Origin of the sequence: Streptomyces sp. NPDC058653, assembly GCF_042716895.1 — a bacterium.
In the GTDB taxonomy this organism is placed as follows: domain Bacteria; phylum Actinomycetota; class Actinomycetes; order Streptomycetales; family Streptomycetaceae; genus Streptomyces.
Genome location: NZ_JBHXRM010000040.1, coordinates 66,570 through 83,814 on the forward strand (window position 1 = coordinate 66,570; position 17,245 = coordinate 83,814).

The window sequence follows — 17,245 nt, forward strand, 5'->3', positions numbered from 1 at the left end:
CGCCGGGAGGACGGCGCGAGGGCGCCGGGAGAGCGCCCGCAGGGGTGTGGACCGCGAGGGGCGGCGGGGGACCGGTTCCCGGGCATCGAGCCGACGACGCGGCCTTGGGCCGTAGGCTGTACGGGCACATCGCGCAGGCAGGCGGTGTACAGGCAGCAGCGGGTACCGAGGAAGGCGTACTGCGGACATGGCGCAGCAGGAGACGGACCAGAAGACCGAGGGCGGGACCTCCCAGGCGGAGCGGGGGGACGGGTTCGTCGCGGGCGGCGAGGGGATTGTCGACGACGAGGGTTTTCTCGTCGACTCCGAGGACGCCGAGGCGCGTGAGCTGGCCTTCCGCGAGCGCGGCACGTCGCGGCCGATCACCGTGGTGGGCAATCCGGTCCTGCACAAGGAGTGCGCGGACGTCACCGAGTTCGACGACAAGCTGGCCGCGCTCGTCGACGACATGTTCGCCAGCCAGCGGACGGCGGAGGGCGTGGGCCTGGCCGCCAACCAGATCGGTGTGAACCTGAAGGTCTTCGTCTACGACTGCCCGGACGACGACGGGGTGCGCCATGTGGGCGTCGTGTGCAACCCGGTGCTGGAGGAACTCCCGCCCGAGAAGCGCAATCTGGAGGACGGCAACGAGGGCTGCCTCTCCGTGCCGACGGCCTACGCGGAGCTGGCCCGGCCCGACTACGCGGTGGTGCGGGGCCTGGATCTCCAGGGCAAGCCGATCAAGGTGCGCGGCACCGGCTACTTCGCGCGCTGCCTTCAGCACGAGACGGATCATCTGTACGGCTACCTGTACATCGACCGGCTCTCGAAGCGCGACCGCAAGGACGCGCTGCGGCAGATGGAAGAGGGCACGCCACGCTACGAGGTCGTGCCCAACGACTGAGTCCCGTCGACCATTCGCGGCCCCGTTCCCGGTCTCCGGGGGCGGGGCCCGTCGCCGTCGCGGTGGACAGCGGGTGAAGGACGGTCCCCGGCGCCATTGGTCCGACAAATAACCCTGGTCGGCACCCGGTTGACGCGCGTCGACCCTTCCGCCAGTCTCTGCCGTACATCTCGCCTTGAATCTGGAGACCCGATGTTGCGACGTACCGCAAGACTTCTGCTCAGCCTTGTCATGACCCTGTCGTTCGCGGTGGCCGGGGCGGTCATCACCGCCGGGCCCGCGCAGGCCGACGGCTGCTACACCTGGTCCGGCACCCTCTCCCAGGGGGCGAGCGGCGCCGCCGTGACCCAGCTCCAGATCCGGGTGGCCGGCCACGCGGGCAACGGCGCCGTGCTCGGCATCGACGGCGACTACGGACCGGCGACCGCCGCCGCGGTCAAGCGCTTCCAGTCCGCGTACGGGCTGGCCGCCGACGGTGTCGCGGGTCCCGCCACCTTCAACAAGATCTACGAGCTCCAGGACGACGACTGCACCCCGATCCACTTCACCTACGCGGAGCTCAACACCTGCAACTCCACCTGGGCCGGTGGCGCGGTGAGCGCCGCGACCGCCAAGTCCAACGCCCTGCGCACCATGTGGAAGCTGGAGGCCATGCGGCACGCGATGGGCGACCAGCCGCTCCGGGTCACCAGCGGTTTCCGCTCGCAGGCCTGCAACGCGGCGGTCGGCGGTGCGAGCAGCAGCCGCCATCTGTACGGTGACGCCGCCGACATCGGGGCGGGCCCGCACAGCCTGTGCAGCCTGGCCCAGAACGCGCGCAACCACGGCTTCAACGGGATCCTCGGCCCGGGCTACCCCGGCCACGACGACCACGCCCACGTCGACCACCGCTCCGGCCGCTTCTGGTCCGCGCCGAGCTGCGGCATCTGACGGTTCTCTCCGTAACGCCCCGGGGGCCTCACGCGACGCGCGTGGGGCCCCTGAACGTACGCCGGTACGCGTTCGGGGTCGTCCCGAGCGTGCGCATGAAGTGGTGACGCAGACCCGCCGCGTTCCCGAAGCCGGCCCGGCCGGCTATCGCGTCCACCGTCTCGGCCGTCCCCTCCAGCAACTCCTGCGCCAGCAGGACGCGTTGGCGCAGCAGCCAGCGGTAGGGGGTGGTCCCCGTCTCCTGCTGGAAACGGCGCGCGAAGGTGCGGGGCGACATATGGGCGCGCTCGGCGAGCTGTTCGACCGTCATCTCGCGGTCCAGGTGCCGCTCCATCCACGCGAGCACCCCGCCCACCGTGTCGCACGCGGTGGGCAGCGGGCGCTCGACGAACTGCGCCTGCCCGCCGTCGCGGTGCGGCGGCACCACCATGCGCCGGGCGACCGCGTTGGCGACCTCGGGGCCGTGCTCCTGGCGCAGGACATGGAGGCAGGCGTCGATGCCCGCGGCCGTACCGGCGGAGGTGACCACCGGGCCGTCGTCCACGTACAGCACGTCGGGCTGCACGTCGGCCAGGGGGAAGGCCTTCGCGAGCTCGTCGGAGTGCATCCAGTGGGTGGCGCAGCGGCGCCCGTCGAGCAGCCCGGCGGCGCCCAGGACGAACACGCCCGCGCAGACGCTGAGCATCCGCGCGCCCCGGTCCACGGCCCGGCGCAGCGCGTCCAGCAGCTCGGGCGGGTAGGCCCGTACGAGATAGGTGTCCCCGGCCGGCACACAGATCAGATCGGCCTCCTCCAGCCGGTCGAGCCCGTACAGGTCGGAGATCGTGAACCCGGCGTGGGAGCGGAGGACGGGGCCTTCGGCCGAGACGACCCCGAAGTCGTAGACCGGCAGACCCTGCGCGCTCCGGTCGAGGCCGAAGACCTCGCAGAGCACGCCGAGTTCGAAGGGATGTACGCCGTCGAGCAGGACGACCGCCACATTCTTGAGCATGGAACCAGTGTGGCAGTAATTCGATGGTTCATGACAGTCCTGCCACTGCCCTTTGTTCCTCGGAACGACGACAGTGGAGGCATGAACGCAATCGGTGGTTACCTCGTCGTACTCGCTCTTTTCGGCCTTCTCGCCCTTCCCGGGCTTGTCGGACACATCAGGGACCGTGCCATCGACCGCCAGCTGCGCCGCGCGGAGCACCCGGAGGAACCCGAGCCGCCGTCGGGCCGCTCACCCACGTATGCACCAGAACGGCGGCCGTCGCCCCGACCGCGTACCACAGCAGATCAGGCCCGTTGAAGGTCGAGCCGAGCGCAAGCCGTACGACGGCACTGCGCTCGGCCGGCCCGGCCGTCACCCCGGTGAGCTGAAGGAGCTCGACGGCGCAGCTGAACCCGGCCGCCACGAATCCGGCGACACCGGGCCGCACCTGGGGAGCGACGAGCACGACGAGGACGTACACGAGCACGGTGTAAAGGGCGACGCCCCCGTACTTGGCGACGTCACCCCCGGCCACGCCCCTGATCCCAAGCCCGGCCCCCACGATCCCGACGGCAACCCCACAGGCCACGAGGCGCGTCCGCGCGAGAACACCCATGTCATCCATGCCGGGGAGCCTATGCGCCGGGGCGACCTCCGGCTCAGCCGCCACGGGAGCGGTTGAGCCGGAGCCACGGGGCGTGCGCCGTTCATGCTTCGCGTGCGCAGTTTGTCCCGGCGCAGTCCGAGGGTGCTGACCTTGCCGGTTGTCCTCCGGGGGACCGTTGCCGCCTCTGGCGGCTCGTGGGTCGGCCCACGCCCCCGTATCGCCGTACCCGTACCCCTCAGAAGTCGTCGTCGAAGCCGACCGTGCCCTCCACTGCCACCTGGTAGGCCGAGGGGCGGCGTTCGAAGAAGTTCGTCAGTTCCTGGACTCCTTGCAGTTCCATGAACGAGAACGGATTCTCGGAGCCGTACACCGGTGCGAAGCCCAGGCGTTGGAGGCGCTGGTCCGCGACGCACTGGAGGTACTCGCGCATCGACTCCGTGTTCATGCCCGGCAGTCCCTCGCCGCACAGGTCGCGGCCGAACTGGAGCTCCGCCTCGACCGCCTCCTTCAGCATGTCGGTGACCTGCCGCTGGAGCGCGTCGTCGAAGAGGTCCGGCTCCTCCTTACGGACGGTGTCGACGACCTCGAAGGCGAAGTTCATGTGCATCGTCTCGTCGCGGAACACCCAGTTGGTGCCGGTGGCCAGGCCGTGCAGCAGGCCGCGCGAGCGGAACCAGTAGACGTACGCGAACGCTCCGTAGAAGAACAGCCCCTCGATACAGGCCGCGAAGCAGATCAGGTTCAGCAGGAAGCGGCGGCGGTCCGCCTTCGACTCCAGGCGGTCGATCTTCTCGACCGAGTCCATCCACCTGAAACAGAACCGCGCCTTCTCCCGGATGGACGGGATCTCCTCGACCGCGTCGAACGCCGCCGCCCGGTCCGCCGGATCGGGGAGATACGTGTCGAGCAGCGTCAGATAGAACTGGACGTGCACGGCCTCCTCGAAGAGCTGGCGGGAGAGATAGAGACGCGCCTCGGGGGAGTTGATGTGCTTGTAGAGCGTCAGCACCAGATTGTTCGACACGATCGAGTCGCCCGTGGCGAAGAACGCGACCAGCCGCCCGATCATGTGCTGTTCGCCGGGAGAGAGCTTGGCGAGATCGGCGACGTCGGAGTGCAGGTCGACCTCCTCCACCGTCCAGGTGTTCTTGATGGCGTCGCGGTAGCGCTCGTAGAAGTCGGGGTAGCGCATGGGGCGCAGGGTCAGTTCGAAGCCCGGGTCGAGCAGGTTCTTCTCTACGGCAGGGGTGGTCATTACTGGCAGGCCTCGCAGGACTCGGGGTTTTCCAGGGAACAGGCGATCGTGTCGGCGTCCGGCGTCGTCCGAGGAGGTACGACCGGGGCGGCCGACCTCGCCGCGCGGGCGATCCGCGTCGCCGGGCGCGAGCGCAGGTAGTACGTCGTCTTCAGCCCCTTCTTCCAGGCGTACGCGTACATCGAGCTGAGCTTCCCGATGGTCGGCGTCTCCAGGAACAGGTTCAGCGACTGGCTCTGGTCGAGGAACGGCGTACGCGCCGCCGCCATGTCGATCAGACCGCGCTGCGGGATCTCCCACGCCGTGCGGTACAGCTCCCGCACCTCGGCCGGGATCCAACTGAAGCCCGCCACCGAGCCGTTGGACTCGCGCAGCGCTTCCCGGGACTGCGCGTCCCAGACGCCGAGCCGCTTCAGCTCCGCCACCAGATAGGCGTTGACCTGGAGGAACTCGCCCGACAGGGTCTCGCGCTTGAAGAGGTTGGAGACCTGCGGCTCGATGCACTCGTACACGCCCGCGATGGAGGCGATCGTCGCGGTGGGCGCGATGGCCAGCAGCAGCGAGTTGCGCATGCCGCTCGTCGCCACGCGCGTCCTCAGCGTGTCCCACCGCTCGGGCCAGTTGAGCGCCACGTCGTAGTGGTCCGGGTGCAGCACCCCGCGCGCGGCGCGGGTCCGCTCCCAGGCGGGCAGCGGGCCCTCGCGCTCGGCGAGGTCGCAGGACGCCTCGTACGCCGCGAGCATGATCCGCTCGGCGATCCGGGTGGAGAGCGCGGCGGCCTCGGGGGAGTCGAACGGCAGCCGCCTCTTGAAGAAGACGTCCTGGAGGCCCATCACACCGAGGCCCACGGGGCGCCACTTGGCGTTGGAGCGGCCGGCCTGTTCGGTCGGGTAGAAGTTGATGTCCACGACCCGGTCGAGGAAGGTCACGGCCGTACGGACGCTCTCGTCCAGCCGCTCCCAGTCCAGCTCCGCGCCCGGCTCGCCCGACTCCGTCACGAAGGCGCCGACGTTGACGGAGCCGAGGTTGCAGACCGCCGTCTCGCCGTCGTCCGTGACCTCCAGGATCTCGGTGCAGAGGTTCGAGGAGTGCACGACGGTGCCGGGCTCGGCGGTCTGGTTCGCCGTACGGTTCGAGGCGTCCTTGAAGGTCATCCAGCCGTTGCCGGTCTGCGCGAGGGTGCGCATCATGCGGCCGTACAGCTCGCGCGCCGGGATGGTTCTGCGGGCCTTGCCCGCCGCCTCGGCCGCGCGGTACGCGGCGTCGAAGTCGTCGCCCCACAGGTCGACCAGTTCGGGCACGTCCGACGGGGAGAAGAGCGACCAGACACCGTCCGCGTCGACCCGGCGCATGAACTCGTCGGGGATCCAGTGCGCGAGGTTCAGATTGTGCGTACGGCGGGCGTCCTCGCCGGTGTTGTCGCGCAGCTCCAGGAACTCCTCGATGTCCGCGTGCCACGTCTCCAGATAGACGCAGGCCGCGCCCTTGCGCCGGCCGCCCTGGTTGACGGCGGCGACGGAGGAGTCCAGCGTCCGCAGGAACGGCACGATGCCGTTGGAGTGCCCGTTGGTGCCCCGGATCAGTGAACCGCGCGCGCGGATACGGGAGTACGAGAGGCCGATGCCGCCCGCGTGCTTCGAGAGCCGGGCCACCTGGTGGTAGCGGTCGTAGATCGAGTCGAGCTCGTCCAGCGGGGAGTCCAGCAGATAGCAGGACGACATCTGGGGGTGGCGGGTGCCGGAGTTGAAGAGCGTGGGGGAGGAGGGCAGATAGTCGAGCCGGCTCATCAGACCGTAGAGCGCGGCGACCTCGTCCACGGCGGCCGGGGAGTCGTCCTTGGCCAGCCCGGAGGCGACACGCAGCATGAAGTACTGCGGCGTCTCGATGACATCGCGGGTGATCGGGTGGCGCAGCAGATAGCGGCTGAAGAGCGTGCGCAGGCCGAAGTAGCCGAACCGGTCGTCGGCGGCGGGGTCGATCAGCGCGTCGAGGCGGGCGGCGTGGCGCGTGACGAACGCGGCCGTACGGTCGGCGATCAGGCCCTCCGTGTGGCCCACGGCGACCGAGGAGGAGAACGAGACGGCGCCCTGCCCGGCGGCCTCCTCCGCGATGGTGCGGGTGAGGAGACGGGCGGCGAGGCGGGAGTACGCGGGGTCCTCGGAGATCAGCCCGGCCGCGGCCTCGGTGGCGAGCGCGCGCAACTCGGCGTCGTCGGAGGCGGCGTTACGGCCTCGGAGAGCGGCGGCGGCGACCTTGCCGGGGTCGGTGTCGGCCAGATCCGCGGTGAGGTCGGTGAGGACCCGCAGAAGGGCCGTCCCGGGGGTCCCGGGGTCGTCGGCCGGCCCGGCGGTTTCCCGGTCCCGCGCGGTTTCCCGGTCGGCGATCGCTGAGGCCGGATCGGCTGGCGCGATGGTCACGTGGTGCTCTCCCTCGCTCGGCTCCGGGCCAGGGGGAGGGCATGGCGGCGCACGCCCGCGTACGCCGTCCCGGAACCGGGCGGTGAGCGGTGCGGCGTCCACCGGCCCTGCCTCGGAGCCCGGACGTCTCGGCACCCGGACCGGTCGGTCCGGGCGCGCCGTCGGCAGGTGCTCGGACTCGCGGGCACGACAAAGCGCACCACAGCACACCGTTGCGGGACAGTTCCGGATTCGCACCGGATTCTCCTGCGGCGACAGCAGACTTGAGCATACATCTGGGGTTGGTTGGCAGCACCACCCCCCACATGTTGTGTCGGGGATGGCTCGTCCTAGATCTCCAGGCAGTACGTGAGCAGTACAAGCTCCGTATACGGCGCCCAGTCCCGCTCCGGCGTCCGTACGAAGCCCAGGCGCTCGTAGATCCGGTGGGCGGACAGCATCGCCTTCTGCGTGGAGAGCCGCACCCGTACGCATCCGTCGGCCCGCGCGCGCTCCACGCACGCCCGCACGAGCGCCCCACCGACCCCGCGCCCCCGGCCGCCGGGCGCGACGGCCAGCATGCGGAACTCGGCCTCACCGTCCCCGGCGAGATCGGCCCAGGCCGACCCGGCACCGACGTACGCCACCCCACCGAGCACCGCCCCCGCCCGGTCGACGGCCACGAGCACCTCACTCCCCTCGGCCCGCCCGGCGACGTCGCGCAGGGTCTTCAGATAGGGATCCCCCGCCCCGAAGTCCAACAGCCCGTCGTCCAGATAGGCCCGGGCGGTTATCTCCCCGAGCACCTCGTACTCGGCGGGCTCGGCCGCTCTGATCCTGAAGTCGCTCTCCGACTCTTTCCTCTGCTCCATGACAGCAGTGTGCGACACGGGTACGACAGCGCCTTGTCGGAGGTCGCGGCTATCGTTGAGCAGGAGCGAGGAGGGTTCATGACCGTGACCACTGACCGGAACCATCTGGAGACGAGCGTCTTCGACGAGCTCACTCCGATAGTGGCCCGCACGGACGAGCGCGTGCGCATGGAACTGATCGACGGGAAGCTCAGGAGCAAGGCAGTGCCGGACGGGGACCACGGTCGCATCATTCAATGGCTGCTTCGCATCTGTATGCAGTCCCGGCCGGAACTGTTTCTGCATCCGGACCAAGGACTGAAAGCGCAGGCTTATCGCCAAGGGCGCGCAAGGCCGGACGCCTCGTTGGCACCGGCCGACGCATTCGTCGGCCAGGGCGAGTGGGGGGACCCCCGTCCCGTCCTGATGGCCGTCGAGGTCACCTTCTACGACTCCGACACCGACGCGCGCGACCGTGTCGAGAAGCCCCGCGCCTACGCCGAGACCGGTATTCCCGTCTATCTCCTCATCGACCGCGACTCCTGCGAGGTCACGGTCTACAGCGAGCCGGACGGAGTCCGCTACGAAAGCGCCCGCACCGTGCCGTTCGGGAAGACCGTCGCGCTGCCCGACCCCGTCGGCATCACGCTGGAGACCGAGCGGCTCAAGGACTGGGTGCGCTGACCCCCTCCCAAACGCCGAAGGGCCCGCCCCTCCCCCACGGGAGCGGCGGGCCCCATTCGCTCAGCAGCAGCGGAAGCCCTCCCGTGGGTCCGCCTCCCTCGCGTCCATTCGGGCGCGTTCGAAGGCGCGGCGTGTCATCGGCTCCGTCGTCGGGTCGCAGGCGCGTGTGTGGGTCACGTAGTGGTCGTACGCCGACTCGCCCGTCAACTCCCTGACGTACCAGCGGATCCGGCCCACCGCGTGGCGCACCTTCGACGCCGGCGCCGGCGTCATGACGTACCCGCCCCGCTGGGCGTGGACGTGGGCGCCTCCGTCTTGGCCGCCGCCGCCAGTTCCAGTTCCGCCTTCTCCTCCTTCGTGGGGATCAGTCCCGCCGGTGCGACGATCTCCGACTTCACGTACGGCGTCTCCGACAGCTTCACGCTCTCCGGGTCGCGGATCGCCTTGTAGCAGACCCGTGCCGCGTCGGCGATGACCACGATGATCAGGATCGCGAAGAGCGCCGAGAGGACGCCGTCCACGGTCGAGTTGGTGACGACCGTGTGCATGTCGTCCATCGTCTTCGCCGGCGGGATCACCTCGCCGTTGTCGATGCCCGACTGGTAGACCTCGCGCTGCTTGAAGAAGCCGACCTTCGGGTCCTCGGAGAAGATCTTCTGCCAGCTCGCGGTGAGCGTGACCGCCGCGTCCCAGGCGAGCGGAACCGCCGTCACCCAGGCCCATTTGAGCCGCCCGGACTTCACCAGCAGCGTCGTGCACACCGCGAGCGCCACCGCCGCCAGGAGCTGGTTCGCGATGCCGAACAGCGGGAAGAGCTGGTTGATGCCGCCCAGCGGGTCGTGCACGCCGACCCAGAGGAAGTAGCCCCACGCGCCGACGACCACGGCGCTGGCGAACCAGACACCGGGCTTCCAGCTGACCTGGCGCATCGGCTTGTACACGTTGCCGAGCATGTCCTGGAGCATGAAGCGCCCGACCCGGGTCCCCGCGTCCACCGTCGTCAGGATGAACAGCGCCTCGAACATGATGGCGAAGTGGTACCAGAACGCCTTCAGGCTCGCCCCGCCGACGACCGACGAGAAGATGTCCGACATCCCGAGCGCGAAGGTCGGCGCGCCGCCCGTACGGGAGAGCAGGCTCGACTCCTCGACGTCCTTGGCCGCCTGGGTGAGTTGGTCCGGCGAGATCGTGAAGCCGAGGTTGGCGACGGCCTGCGAGGCGGACTCGACCGTGCCCCCGATGACACCGGCGGGGGAGTTGACCGCGAAGTAGAGCCCCGGGTCGATGATGCACGCGGTGATCATCGCCATGATGGCGACGAACGACTCGGTGAGCATCGCCCCGTAACCGATCATCCGGATCTGGGTCTCCTTCTGCACCATCTTCGGCGTGGTGCCCGAGGAGATCAGTGAGTGGAAACCGGACAGCGCGCCGCACGCGATGGTGATGAAGACGAACGGGAACATCGAACCGGCGAAGACCGGCCCGTCCCCGCGGCTCGCGAACTCGGTGACCGCGTCCATCTTCATCGTCGGCAGCGCGACGACGACCCCGACCGCCAGCAGCGCGATCGTGCCGACCTTCATGAAGGTCGACAGATAGTCGCGCGGCGCCAGCAGCATCCAGACCGGCAGTACGGACGCGAGGAAGCCGTACACGATCATCCAGATGACCAGCGTGCCGGCCTCCAGCGTGAACGTGTCCGCCAGCGAGGACTCGGCCACCCAGCCGCCCGCCACGATCGCGAGCAGCAGCAGCGCCACGCCGATGAGGGAGACCTCGCTGACCTTGCCCGGCCGCAACACCCGTAGATACACGCCCATGAAGAGCGCGATCGGGATGGTCATCGCGATGGAGAAGACACCCCACGGCGAGTCGGCCAGCGCGTTGACGATGACCAGCGCCAGCACCGCCAGCAGGATGATCATGATGAGGAAGACCGCGATCAGCGCGGCGGCACCGCCGAGAGGCCCGATCTCGTCACGGGCGATCTGGCCGAGCGAACGGCCGTCGCGGCGCGTGGAGAAGAACAGCGTGACCATGTCCTGGACCGCGCCCGCGAAGATGACGCCCGCCACGATCCAGATGGTGCCCGGCAGATAGCCCATCTGCGCGGCCAGCACCGGGCCGACGAGCGGTCCCGCGCCCGCGACGGCCGCGAAGTGGTGGCCGAAGAGCACGCGCCGGTCGGTCGGGTGGAAGTCGACACCGTTGTCGAGCCGTTCGGCGGGCGTGGCCCGCGTCTTGTCGACCTTCAGCACCCGCCGCGCGATGAATCTCGAGTAGAACCGGTAGGCGATCGCGTACGAACCGAGCGCCGCCGCCAGCATCCAGGCGGCGGAGATCTCCTCTCCGCGCGACAGCGCGAGGACACCCCAGCCGACCGCGCCCACCAGGGCGACCAGCGCCCATGTCGCGATCGACCTCGGCGTGAGACGCCCGGACGAGTTCTGCGCGGAACTTGCTGGTGCCGGCTCTGGCATGGCGAGTCGTCCCCTCACTGGTCACCTGCTGAAACTCGCAGGAAATCTAAGGGACCGTCTCCGCGGGCGTCACCCCCCGTCCGCGTATCGGTAAGGAAACGGTGCGCCTGCCCCACATGTCGACGGGCGCCCGCCGTCTCAGTCGGTGGGCCGGCGCAGCCGCGCCACGAACTTGTACCGGTCGCCCCGGTACACGGAGCGCACCCACTCCACCGGCTCCCCGGCGGTGTCGATCGAGTGCCGGGAGAGCATCAGCATCGGCAGGCCCACATCCGTACCGAGGAGTCCCGCCTCGCGCGGTGTCGCCAGCGACGTCTCGATCGTCTCCTCGGCCTCCGCCAGATGGACTCCGTACACCTCCGCCAACGCCGTGTAGAGCGAGGTGTACTTGACGAGCGAGCGGCGCAGCGCGGGGAAACGTTTGGCCGAAAGATGTGTGGTCTCGATGGCCATCGGCTCACCGCTCGCCAGCCGCAGCCGCTCGATCCGCAGCACGCGTCCGCCGGCCGTGATGTCGAGCAGTCCGGCCAGCGTGTCGTCGGCGGTGACATAGCCGATGTCGAGCAGCTGGGACGTCGGCTCCAGACCCTGTGCGCGCATGTCCTCGGTGTACGAGGTGAGCTGGAGCGCCTGCGAGACCTTGGGCTTGGCGACGAACGTGCCCTTGCCCTGGATGCGTTCGAGCCGGCCCTCGACGACCAGTTCCTGGAGCGCCTGGCGCACCGTGGTGCGCGAGGTGTCGAACTCCGCCGCCAGCGTGCGCTCCGGTGGTACGGGCGTGCCGGGGGGAAGTGTTTCCGTCATATCGAGCAAGTGCCGCTTCAGACGGTAGTACTTGGGTACGCGTGCGGTACGGGTAGCTGCCCCGTTCTCGGTCTCGGTGCCGCCCCCGTCCGTGGCCATGGTCTGCCTTCCCGAGTCCTGCGCTGCTGCCGTCACCGGCTCCTCCGTCTGTTGCGGCTCACATGGTGGCACGGTCCGGTCGCGGGTCGTCTCCCCGATCCAGGTGTCGGTCCGATAACGGACACGACAGCCCTCTTATACACCCTTGACACCCCTAAAGGTCTAGGCCAAGCTCCCCGTACTGGTCTAAACCATTAAAGACCAGGTCCCAGCCCCGGTGGTACTCGTCGTAAGTCTTCGCGGTGGGGAGGGGGTTGCAGGAATCCCTGAGGAGGGTGGCGTGAAGCGCAAGCTCATCGCGGCGATCGGCGTCGCGGGCATGATGTTCTCGGTCGCGGCGTGTGGATCCGACGACAGTGACTCGGCGAAGGACCCGAAGGACCGCAAGGACACAGTCACCGTCTGGCTGATGGTGGACGCGCAGAGCACCTGGCCGGAACTGGTCAAGGACGTCAACGCGCAGTTCAAGGAGAAGTACCCGAACGTCAAGGTCGACGTCCAGTACCAGCAGTGGGCGGACAAGGCCAAGAAGCTCGACACCGCGCTCGGTGGTGACAAGTTCCCGGACGTGGTCGAGCTCGGCAACACCGAGACGATGCAGTACATCCTCAACGGCGCCGTCGCCGAGGTCGACCCCAAGAAGTACGACAACTCGGACACCTGGATCCAGGGCCTCAAGGACACCTGCACCTTCGAGGGCAAGCAGTACTGCGTGCCGTACTACGCCGGGGCGCGCGTGGCCATCTACAACACGGACATGCTCAAGAAGGGCGCCGGCCTCGACACGCTGCCGGAGACCGAGGACGAGATGCTCGCGGCCATGGACAAGGTCGCGAAGGAGAACGGCAAGAAGGACAAGCGCGCCTCCAGCCTCTATCTGCCGGGCCGTTACTGGTACGCCGCCATGTCCTACGTCGCCGCGTACGACGGCAAGATCGCCGAGTACGACGAGGGCGCCAAGGAGTGGAAGGGCACCCTCTCCTCTCCCGAGTCGCAGAAGGGCATCCAGCACTTCATCGACCTGGTCAAGAAGTACAACAAGGCCGACCAGACGAAGGACGAGCAGGACCACGCCAATGTGATGGCCAACGAGAAGGCGGCCCTCATCTACGGCAACGGCTGGGAGTCGGGCTCCGTCGTCGACGGCAAGAACAACGGCAACCCGAAGCTCGAGGGCAAGATCCTCACCGCCGGAATGCCCGGCCCGAACGGCAAGGCGCTGCCCTCCTTCATCGGCGGCTCCGACCTCGCCATCACCAGCAAGTCCAAGGTGCAGGACCTGGCCGAGGACTGGGTCTCGATGTTCACCAGCGAGAAGTCCATGGAGGTCCTCGCCGGCAAGAACATCCTCCCGAACAACGAGAAGCAGCTCGAACCGCTGAAGGCGAAGCCGGAGACGGCGCCGATCGCCAACGCCGTGCCCGACGCGTGGTTCACCCCGATCGCGCCCGGCTGGACCTCCATCGAGAAGGAGGAGGTCCTGGAGAACCTGCTCCTGTCGATCCTCAAGGGCGACTCCGTGGCCGACGCCACGAAGGAAGCGGACTCGAAGATCAACGAACTGATCAACGAAGAGTCCTGACCCCAGGGCTCACTCTCGGCCGGGGGCCCCGACCCAGGGGCCCCGGCCCGGGAACCTGAGCGCCAGGGCCTCCGGTGCCCCCCGCCCCCGGAGGCCCGTCGGCTCACCGGCGGGCGGGCGGGGGCCACGTCACCACCGGCCCCCGCTCCCCGCCCTTTCGGGCGCGGAATCGGTGCAGAGAATGAAACGGAAGGTCAGTCACGTGACTGCTGCCGACACGCAGGAGGCCGCCGGACCGCCGGCGCCCCCGGTACCGCGTGACCCGAAAGGGACAGACGGCCGCCCGGGCCCGGAGAAGGGGACGGCCCCGGCCACCGGGAAGAGACGCCGCAAGAAGGGCGAGCTCCTTCCGTTCCTGCTGATCCTCCCGGCGATCGTCGCCATCGCCGCCGTCTACGCCTTCCCGCTCACCAAGACCGTGATCATGTCCTTCCAGGACATGGGCCGGCGCGAACTGTGGACCGGGGAGTCGCCGCCCTGGGTCGGCTTCGAGCAGTTCACCAACATCCTCGGGGACTCCGAGTTCTGGTCCGTCACCGGCCGCACCGTCCTCTTCATGGTCGTCTGCGTCGGTCTCACCATGGCGATCGGCCTGCTGGTCGCGATGATGATGACGCGGCTCACCAACTGGGTGCGCCTGACACTGACCGCGGCGCTGATCGCCGCCTGGTCGATGCCCCTGATGGTCGCCGCCTCGATCTTCCGCTGGCTGTCGGACTCCGACTACGGCCTGCTGAACACCCTGATCGCCAAGGTCGCCGGCGACGACTTCCTCGGCCACAACTGGTTCCTCGACCCCTGGCAGGGCTTCGCGATCATCACCCTGCTGGTCGTCTGGGGCGCCGTCCCGTTCGTCGTGATCACGCTGTACGCGGCCCTCACCCAGGTCCCCCGTGAGCTGGAGGAGGCGGCGGCCCTCGACGGCGCCAACGTCCGCGGCGTGTTCCGCTTCGTGACCTGGCCCGTCATCCGCCCGGTCTTCGTCATGGTGACCACGCTCTCGGTCATCTGGGACTTCAACGTATTCGGCCAGATCTGGCTGTTGCGCGGCAACAAGCCCGAACCCGAGTACGAGACCCTCGGCCTCTACTCCTTCTCCAAGGCCTTCGAGTCCACCTCCTTCAGCCAGGGCACCGCGATCGCCCTGATCACCGTCCTTCTGCTGTCCGGCGTGGCCGTGTTCTACCTGCGTCAGCTGATGAAGACAGGAGAGGTCGAATGAGCACCTCCACCGCCACCGCTCCCGCGCCCGTCCCGGCCACGCCCCCGGCCGCCGAGCAGAAGCTGCGCCCGGACCGCAAGAAGTCCCGCGGCGTCTACGACGTGCTCGGCCTTCTCTTCGCCGTCGTCATGGCGTTCCCGGTGTACTGGCTGGTCATCAGCTCGCTGCGGCCCAACCACGAGATCCGGTCCTACGACCAGACGCTGTGGCCGTCGTCGATCACCTTCGACAACTTCGCCCGCGCCGTCGACCAGCCCAACTTCTCCACCGCCGTCCAGTCCAGCCTGATCGTCTCGGTCACCGCGGTCGTCGGCGGCATGATCATCGCGACCCTCGCGGCCCTCGCCATCGGCCGGTTCAGATTCTTCGGCCGCCGCGCGCTGCTGATGGTGCTGATCCTCGTACAGATGCTGCCGCCGACGGCGATGCTGATTCCGATCTACGCCCAGCTCAACGCGATCGGGGGCCTGGACGAGTACTGGGGCCTGATCATCGTCTATCTGGTGTCGACCCTGCCGTTCGCGATCATCATGATCCGCGGCTTCGTCGTGAACATCCCGGTGGAGCTGGAGGAGTCGGCCATGGTCGACGGCTGTACGCGGATGGGCGCCTTCCGGCGGGTGATCTTCCCGCTGCTGGCCCCGGGTCTCGCGGCGGCGTCGATCTTCGCGCTGGTCAACGCGTGGAACGAGTACCTCTTCGCGTACATCCTGATCAACGACAACTCCAAGTACACGCTCAATGTGTGGCTCATGACCTTCACCACCGAGCGCGGCACCGACTACGGGGCGCTGATGGCGTCCTCGACCCTGATCGCGCTGCCCGTGGTGGTGTTCTTCATGATCATTCAGAAGAAGATGGCGACCGGTCTGACGTCCGGCGCAGTAAAGGGATAGCGCCGGATGACCACTCTCACGCACAGCTCGGACACGCTGACCCGCGACGCCCTCGCAGTCCTCCAGCCCGGCTTCCACGGCACCACCGCCCCGGACTGGCTGCTGCGGCGCATCGGTGAAGGTCTCGCGTCCGTCGGTCTCTTCGGCCGCAACATCGGCTCACCGGCCCAACTGGCCGCGCTCACCGCCCAGCTGCGGGTCGAGCGGGACGACATCCTCGTCGCCATCGACGAGGAGGGCGGCGATGTCACCCGTCTCGAAGTACGGGACGGGTCGTCCTTCCCCGGCAACTACGCGCTCGGCTCCGTCGACGACGTCGACCTCACCCGGGCCGTCGCGCACGAGCTGGGCAGCCGGCTCGCCGCGTGCGGCGTCAACCTCAACTGGGCGCCGTCCGCCGACGTCAACTCCGACGTCAACAACCCGGTCATCGGCGTCCGCTCCTTCGGCGCCGACCCGGCGCTCGTCTCGCGCCACACCGCCGCCTATGTGGAAGGGCTCCAGTCCGCCGGGGTCGCCGCCTGCACCAAGCACTTCCCCGGACACGGCGACACGGCGGTCGACTCGCACCACGCGCTGCCGCGCATCGACGTCGGCTCCGACACGCTCCACGCCCGTGAGCTGGCACCTTTCCGGTCGGCGATCACGGCGGGTTCCAAATCGGTGATGAGTGCGCATATCCTGCTGCCCGCGCTCGACCCGAACAGCCCCGCCACACTCAGCCCGCGGATCCTCACCGGTCTGCTCCGAGAGGAACTGGGCTTCGAGGGTCTGATCGTCACCGACGGCATCGAGATGCAGGCCATCGCGTCGACGTACGGGATCGAGCGTGGCTCCGTCCTCGCGGTCGCCGCGGGCGTCGACGCGATCTGTGTCGGCGGCGGTCTGGCCGACGAGGAGACCGTCCTGCGACTGCGTGACGCGTTGGTCACCGCGGTGCGGGAAGGCGAACTGCCCGAGGAGCGGCTGGCCGACGCGGCGGCGCGGGTGCGCGCCCTCGCCGACTGGACGCTGCGGGTGAGGGGGTCTTCGGGGCCGGGCGCGGCAGCACAGGAGGGGACCGCGCCCGGCATCGGCGGGGCCGCCGGTGGCAGCGACATCGGGCTGGTCGCGGCGCGCCGCGCCGTACGGGTGACAGGCCCGCTCGCGCCTCTCGAGGAGGCGCCGTACGTCGCCTCCTTCGCGCCCGTCGCGAACATCGCCGTCGGCGACGAGACACCCTGGGGCGTCGCCGCCGAACTCGCCGAGCTGCTGCCGGGCACCGACGGCGCCACCTACGGCAGCGGGAACGGGCCGGCCGAGGTGCTGGCCGCCGCCGGCGAGCGCAGGATCGTCGCCGTCGTACGCGACGTGCACCGGCACTCCTGGATGGCGGACGTGCTGGACGGCATCCTCGCGGCCCGCCCGGACACCGCCGTCGTCGAGATGGGTGTCAACCACGCCCGGCCGACCGGGAGCCCGCACATCGCCACGTACGGCGCCGCACGCGTCTGCGGGCGCGCGGCGGCGGAGACGCTGACGGGCCGTCCCTGAGCAACGCCCACGCACCCACGACGGAGGCCGGGGACCTGATGGTCCCT

The 17,245-nt window shown here is 69.1% G+C and carries 15 protein-coding genes and 1 riboswitch; of the genes, 7 read left to right on the forward strand and 8 right to left on the reverse strand.

All coding sequences use genetic code 11. From position 1 onward, the window contains the following. The first annotated feature begins 187 nt into the window (after positions 1-187). Positions 188-883 (forward strand): peptide deformylase, encoded by a 696-nt coding sequence (def, locus tag ACFWU9_RS28200; RefSeq protein ID WP_384323261.1) that lies wholly within the window; start codon positions 188-190, stop codon positions 881-883. Positions 884-1,075: 192 nt separating this feature from the next. Further along, positions 1,076-1,813: a D-Ala-D-Ala carboxypeptidase family metallohydrolase gene (locus ACFWU9_RS28205; protein ID WP_384323264.1), complete on the forward strand. Its 738-nt coding sequence runs from the start codon at positions 1,076-1,078 to the stop codon at positions 1,811-1,813. Positions 1,814-1,841: 28 nt separating this feature from the next. On the opposite strand, the gene ACFWU9_RS28210 is transcribed toward ACFWU9_RS28205, so the two are convergent. The 5 genes from ACFWU9_RS28210 to ACFWU9_RS28230 all read right to left on the reverse strand — a co-directional run bounded on the left by ACFWU9_RS28210 (position 1,842) and on the right by ACFWU9_RS28230 (position 7,916). Continuing rightward, complete coding sequence (locus tag ACFWU9_RS28210) at positions 1,842-2,804, reverse strand: GlxA family transcriptional regulator (RefSeq protein WP_384323266.1); 963 nt, start codon at positions 2,802-2,804, stop codon at positions 1,842-1,844. Between the two features lie 157 nt (positions 2,805-2,961). Continuing rightward, complete coding sequence (locus ACFWU9_RS28215; protein ID WP_384323268.1) at positions 2,962-3,411, reverse strand: DUF2809 domain-containing protein; 450 nt, start codon at positions 3,409-3,411, stop codon at positions 2,962-2,964. A gap of 217 nt (positions 3,412-3,628) precedes the next feature. Continuing rightward, positions 3,629-4,648 carry a ribonucleotide-diphosphate reductase subunit beta gene (locus ACFWU9_RS28220; protein WP_384323270.1) on the reverse strand — a complete coding sequence of 340 codons (1,020 nt, stop codon included), beginning with the start codon at positions 4,646-4,648 and terminating at the stop codon, positions 3,629-3,631. Further along, on the reverse strand, positions 4,648-7,065 hold the full coding sequence (locus ACFWU9_RS28225; protein ID WP_384323272.1) for a ribonucleoside-diphosphate reductase subunit alpha: 2,418 nt from the start codon (positions 7,063-7,065) through the stop codon (positions 4,648-4,650). The genes ACFWU9_RS28220 and ACFWU9_RS28225 overlap by 1 nt, the downstream gene beginning before the upstream one ends. Positions 7,066-7,210: 145 nt before the next feature. Next, a riboswitch (cobalamin riboswitch) is annotated at positions 7,211-7,379 on the reverse strand. Positions 7,380-7,394: 15 nt separating this feature from the next. Continuing rightward, positions 7,395-7,916, reverse strand: a complete 522-nt coding sequence (locus ACFWU9_RS28230) for a GNAT family N-acetyltransferase (protein WP_384323274.1) — start codon at positions 7,914-7,916, stop codon at positions 7,395-7,397. A gap of 78 nt (positions 7,917-7,994) precedes the next feature. Here ACFWU9_RS28230 and ACFWU9_RS28235 point away from each other — a divergent pair, with 78 nt between their 5' ends. Continuing rightward, positions 7,995-8,579 (forward strand): Uma2 family endonuclease, encoded by a 585-nt coding sequence (locus ACFWU9_RS28235; RefSeq protein ID WP_384323276.1) that lies wholly within the window; start codon positions 7,995-7,997, stop codon positions 8,577-8,579. A 60-nt stretch (positions 8,580-8,639) separates the two neighbouring features. Here ACFWU9_RS28235 and ACFWU9_RS28240 read toward each other — a convergent pair whose 3' ends face one another. The 3 genes from ACFWU9_RS28240 to ACFWU9_RS28250 form a co-directional block, all read right to left on the reverse strand. Next, positions 8,640-8,852 carry a YbdD/YjiX family protein gene (locus ACFWU9_RS28240; protein WP_384323278.1) on the reverse strand — a complete coding sequence of 71 codons (213 nt, stop codon included), beginning with the start codon at positions 8,850-8,852 and terminating at the stop codon, positions 8,640-8,642. Next, positions 8,849-11,062, reverse strand: a complete 2,214-nt coding sequence (locus ACFWU9_RS28245) for a carbon starvation CstA family protein (RefSeq protein WP_384323280.1) — start codon at positions 11,060-11,062, stop codon at positions 8,849-8,851. Before ACFWU9_RS28245 ends, ACFWU9_RS28240 begins: the two co-directional genes overlap by 4 nt. A gap of 138 nt (positions 11,063-11,200) precedes the next feature. Continuing rightward, a complete protein-coding gene (locus ACFWU9_RS28250) occupies positions 11,201-11,965 on the reverse strand; it encodes a GntR family transcriptional regulator (RefSeq protein ID WP_078075156.1) in 765 nt (254 codons plus the stop codon). A gap of 280 nt (positions 11,966-12,245) precedes the next feature. On the opposite strand from ACFWU9_RS28250, the gene ACFWU9_RS28255 reads away from it, so the two are divergent. The 4 genes from ACFWU9_RS28255 (at position 12,246) to ACFWU9_RS28270 (ending at position 17,198) form a co-directional block, all read left to right on the forward strand. Further along, a complete protein-coding gene (locus ACFWU9_RS28255; RefSeq protein ID WP_384323283.1) occupies positions 12,246-13,547 on the forward strand; it encodes a sugar ABC transporter substrate-binding protein in 1,302 nt (433 codons plus the stop codon). A gap of 202 nt (positions 13,548-13,749) precedes the next feature. Then, on the forward strand, positions 13,750-14,769 hold the full coding sequence (locus ACFWU9_RS28260; RefSeq protein ID WP_384323285.1) for a carbohydrate ABC transporter permease: 1,020 nt from the start codon (positions 13,750-13,752) through the stop codon (positions 14,767-14,769). Next, positions 14,766-15,665 carry a carbohydrate ABC transporter permease gene (locus tag ACFWU9_RS28265; protein WP_384323287.1) on the forward strand — a complete coding sequence of 300 codons (900 nt, stop codon included), beginning with the start codon at positions 14,766-14,768 and terminating at the stop codon, positions 15,663-15,665. The genes ACFWU9_RS28260 and ACFWU9_RS28265 overlap by 4 nt, the downstream gene beginning before the upstream one ends. 6 nt (positions 15,666-15,671) lie before the next feature. Continuing rightward, complete coding sequence (locus ACFWU9_RS28270) at positions 15,672-17,198, forward strand: glycoside hydrolase family 3 protein (RefSeq protein WP_384323289.1); 1,527 nt, start codon at positions 15,672-15,674, stop codon at positions 17,196-17,198. Positions 17,199-17,245: the final 47 nt, after the last annotated feature.

What these genes read in the sequence shown, in the direction of transcription:
- ACFWU9_RS28235 (WP_384323276.1), top strand. Translation starts at nt 7,995, where the DNA reads ATGACCGTGACCACTGACCGGAACCATCTGGAGACGAGCGTCTTCGAC.
- ACFWU9_RS28240 (WP_384323278.1), bottom strand. Translation starts at nt 8,852, where the DNA reads ATGACGCCGGCGCCGGCGTCGAAGGTGCGCCACGCGGTGGGCCGGATC.
- ACFWU9_RS28250 (WP_078075156.1), bottom strand. Translation starts at nt 11,965, where the DNA reads ATGGCCACGGACGGGGGCGGCACCGAGACCGAGAACGGGGCAGCTACC.
- ACFWU9_RS28210 (WP_384323266.1), bottom strand. Translation starts at nt 2,804, where the DNA reads ATGCTCAAGAATGTGGCGGTCGTCCTGCTCGACGGCGTACATCCCTTC.
- ACFWU9_RS28265 (WP_384323287.1), top strand. Translation starts at nt 14,766, where the DNA reads ATGAGCACCTCCACCGCCACCGCTCCCGCGCCCGTCCCGGCCACGCCC.
- ACFWU9_RS28230 (WP_384323274.1), bottom strand. Translation starts at nt 7,916, where the DNA reads ATGGAGCAGAGGAAAGAGTCGGAGAGCGACTTCAGGATCAGAGCGGCC.
- ACFWU9_RS28270 (WP_384323289.1), top strand. Translation starts at nt 15,672, where the DNA reads ATGACCACTCTCACGCACAGCTCGGACACGCTGACCCGCGACGCCCTC.
- ACFWU9_RS28245 (WP_384323280.1), bottom strand. Translation starts at nt 11,062, where the DNA reads ATGCCAGAGCCGGCACCAGCAAGTTCCGCGCAGAACTCGTCCGGGCGT.
- ACFWU9_RS28205 (WP_384323264.1), top strand. Translation starts at nt 1,076, where the DNA reads ATGTTGCGACGTACCGCAAGACTTCTGCTCAGCCTTGTCATGACCCTG.
- ACFWU9_RS28215 (WP_384323268.1), bottom strand. Translation starts at nt 3,411, where the DNA reads ATGGATGACATGGGTGTTCTCGCGCGGACGCGCCTCGTGGCCTGTGGG.
- ACFWU9_RS28220 (WP_384323270.1), bottom strand. Translation starts at nt 4,648, where the DNA reads ATGACCACCCCTGCCGTAGAGAAGAACCTGCTCGACCCGGGCTTCGAA.
- def (WP_384323261.1), top strand. Translation starts at nt 188, where the DNA reads ATGGCGCAGCAGGAGACGGACCAGAAGACCGAGGGCGGGACCTCCCAG.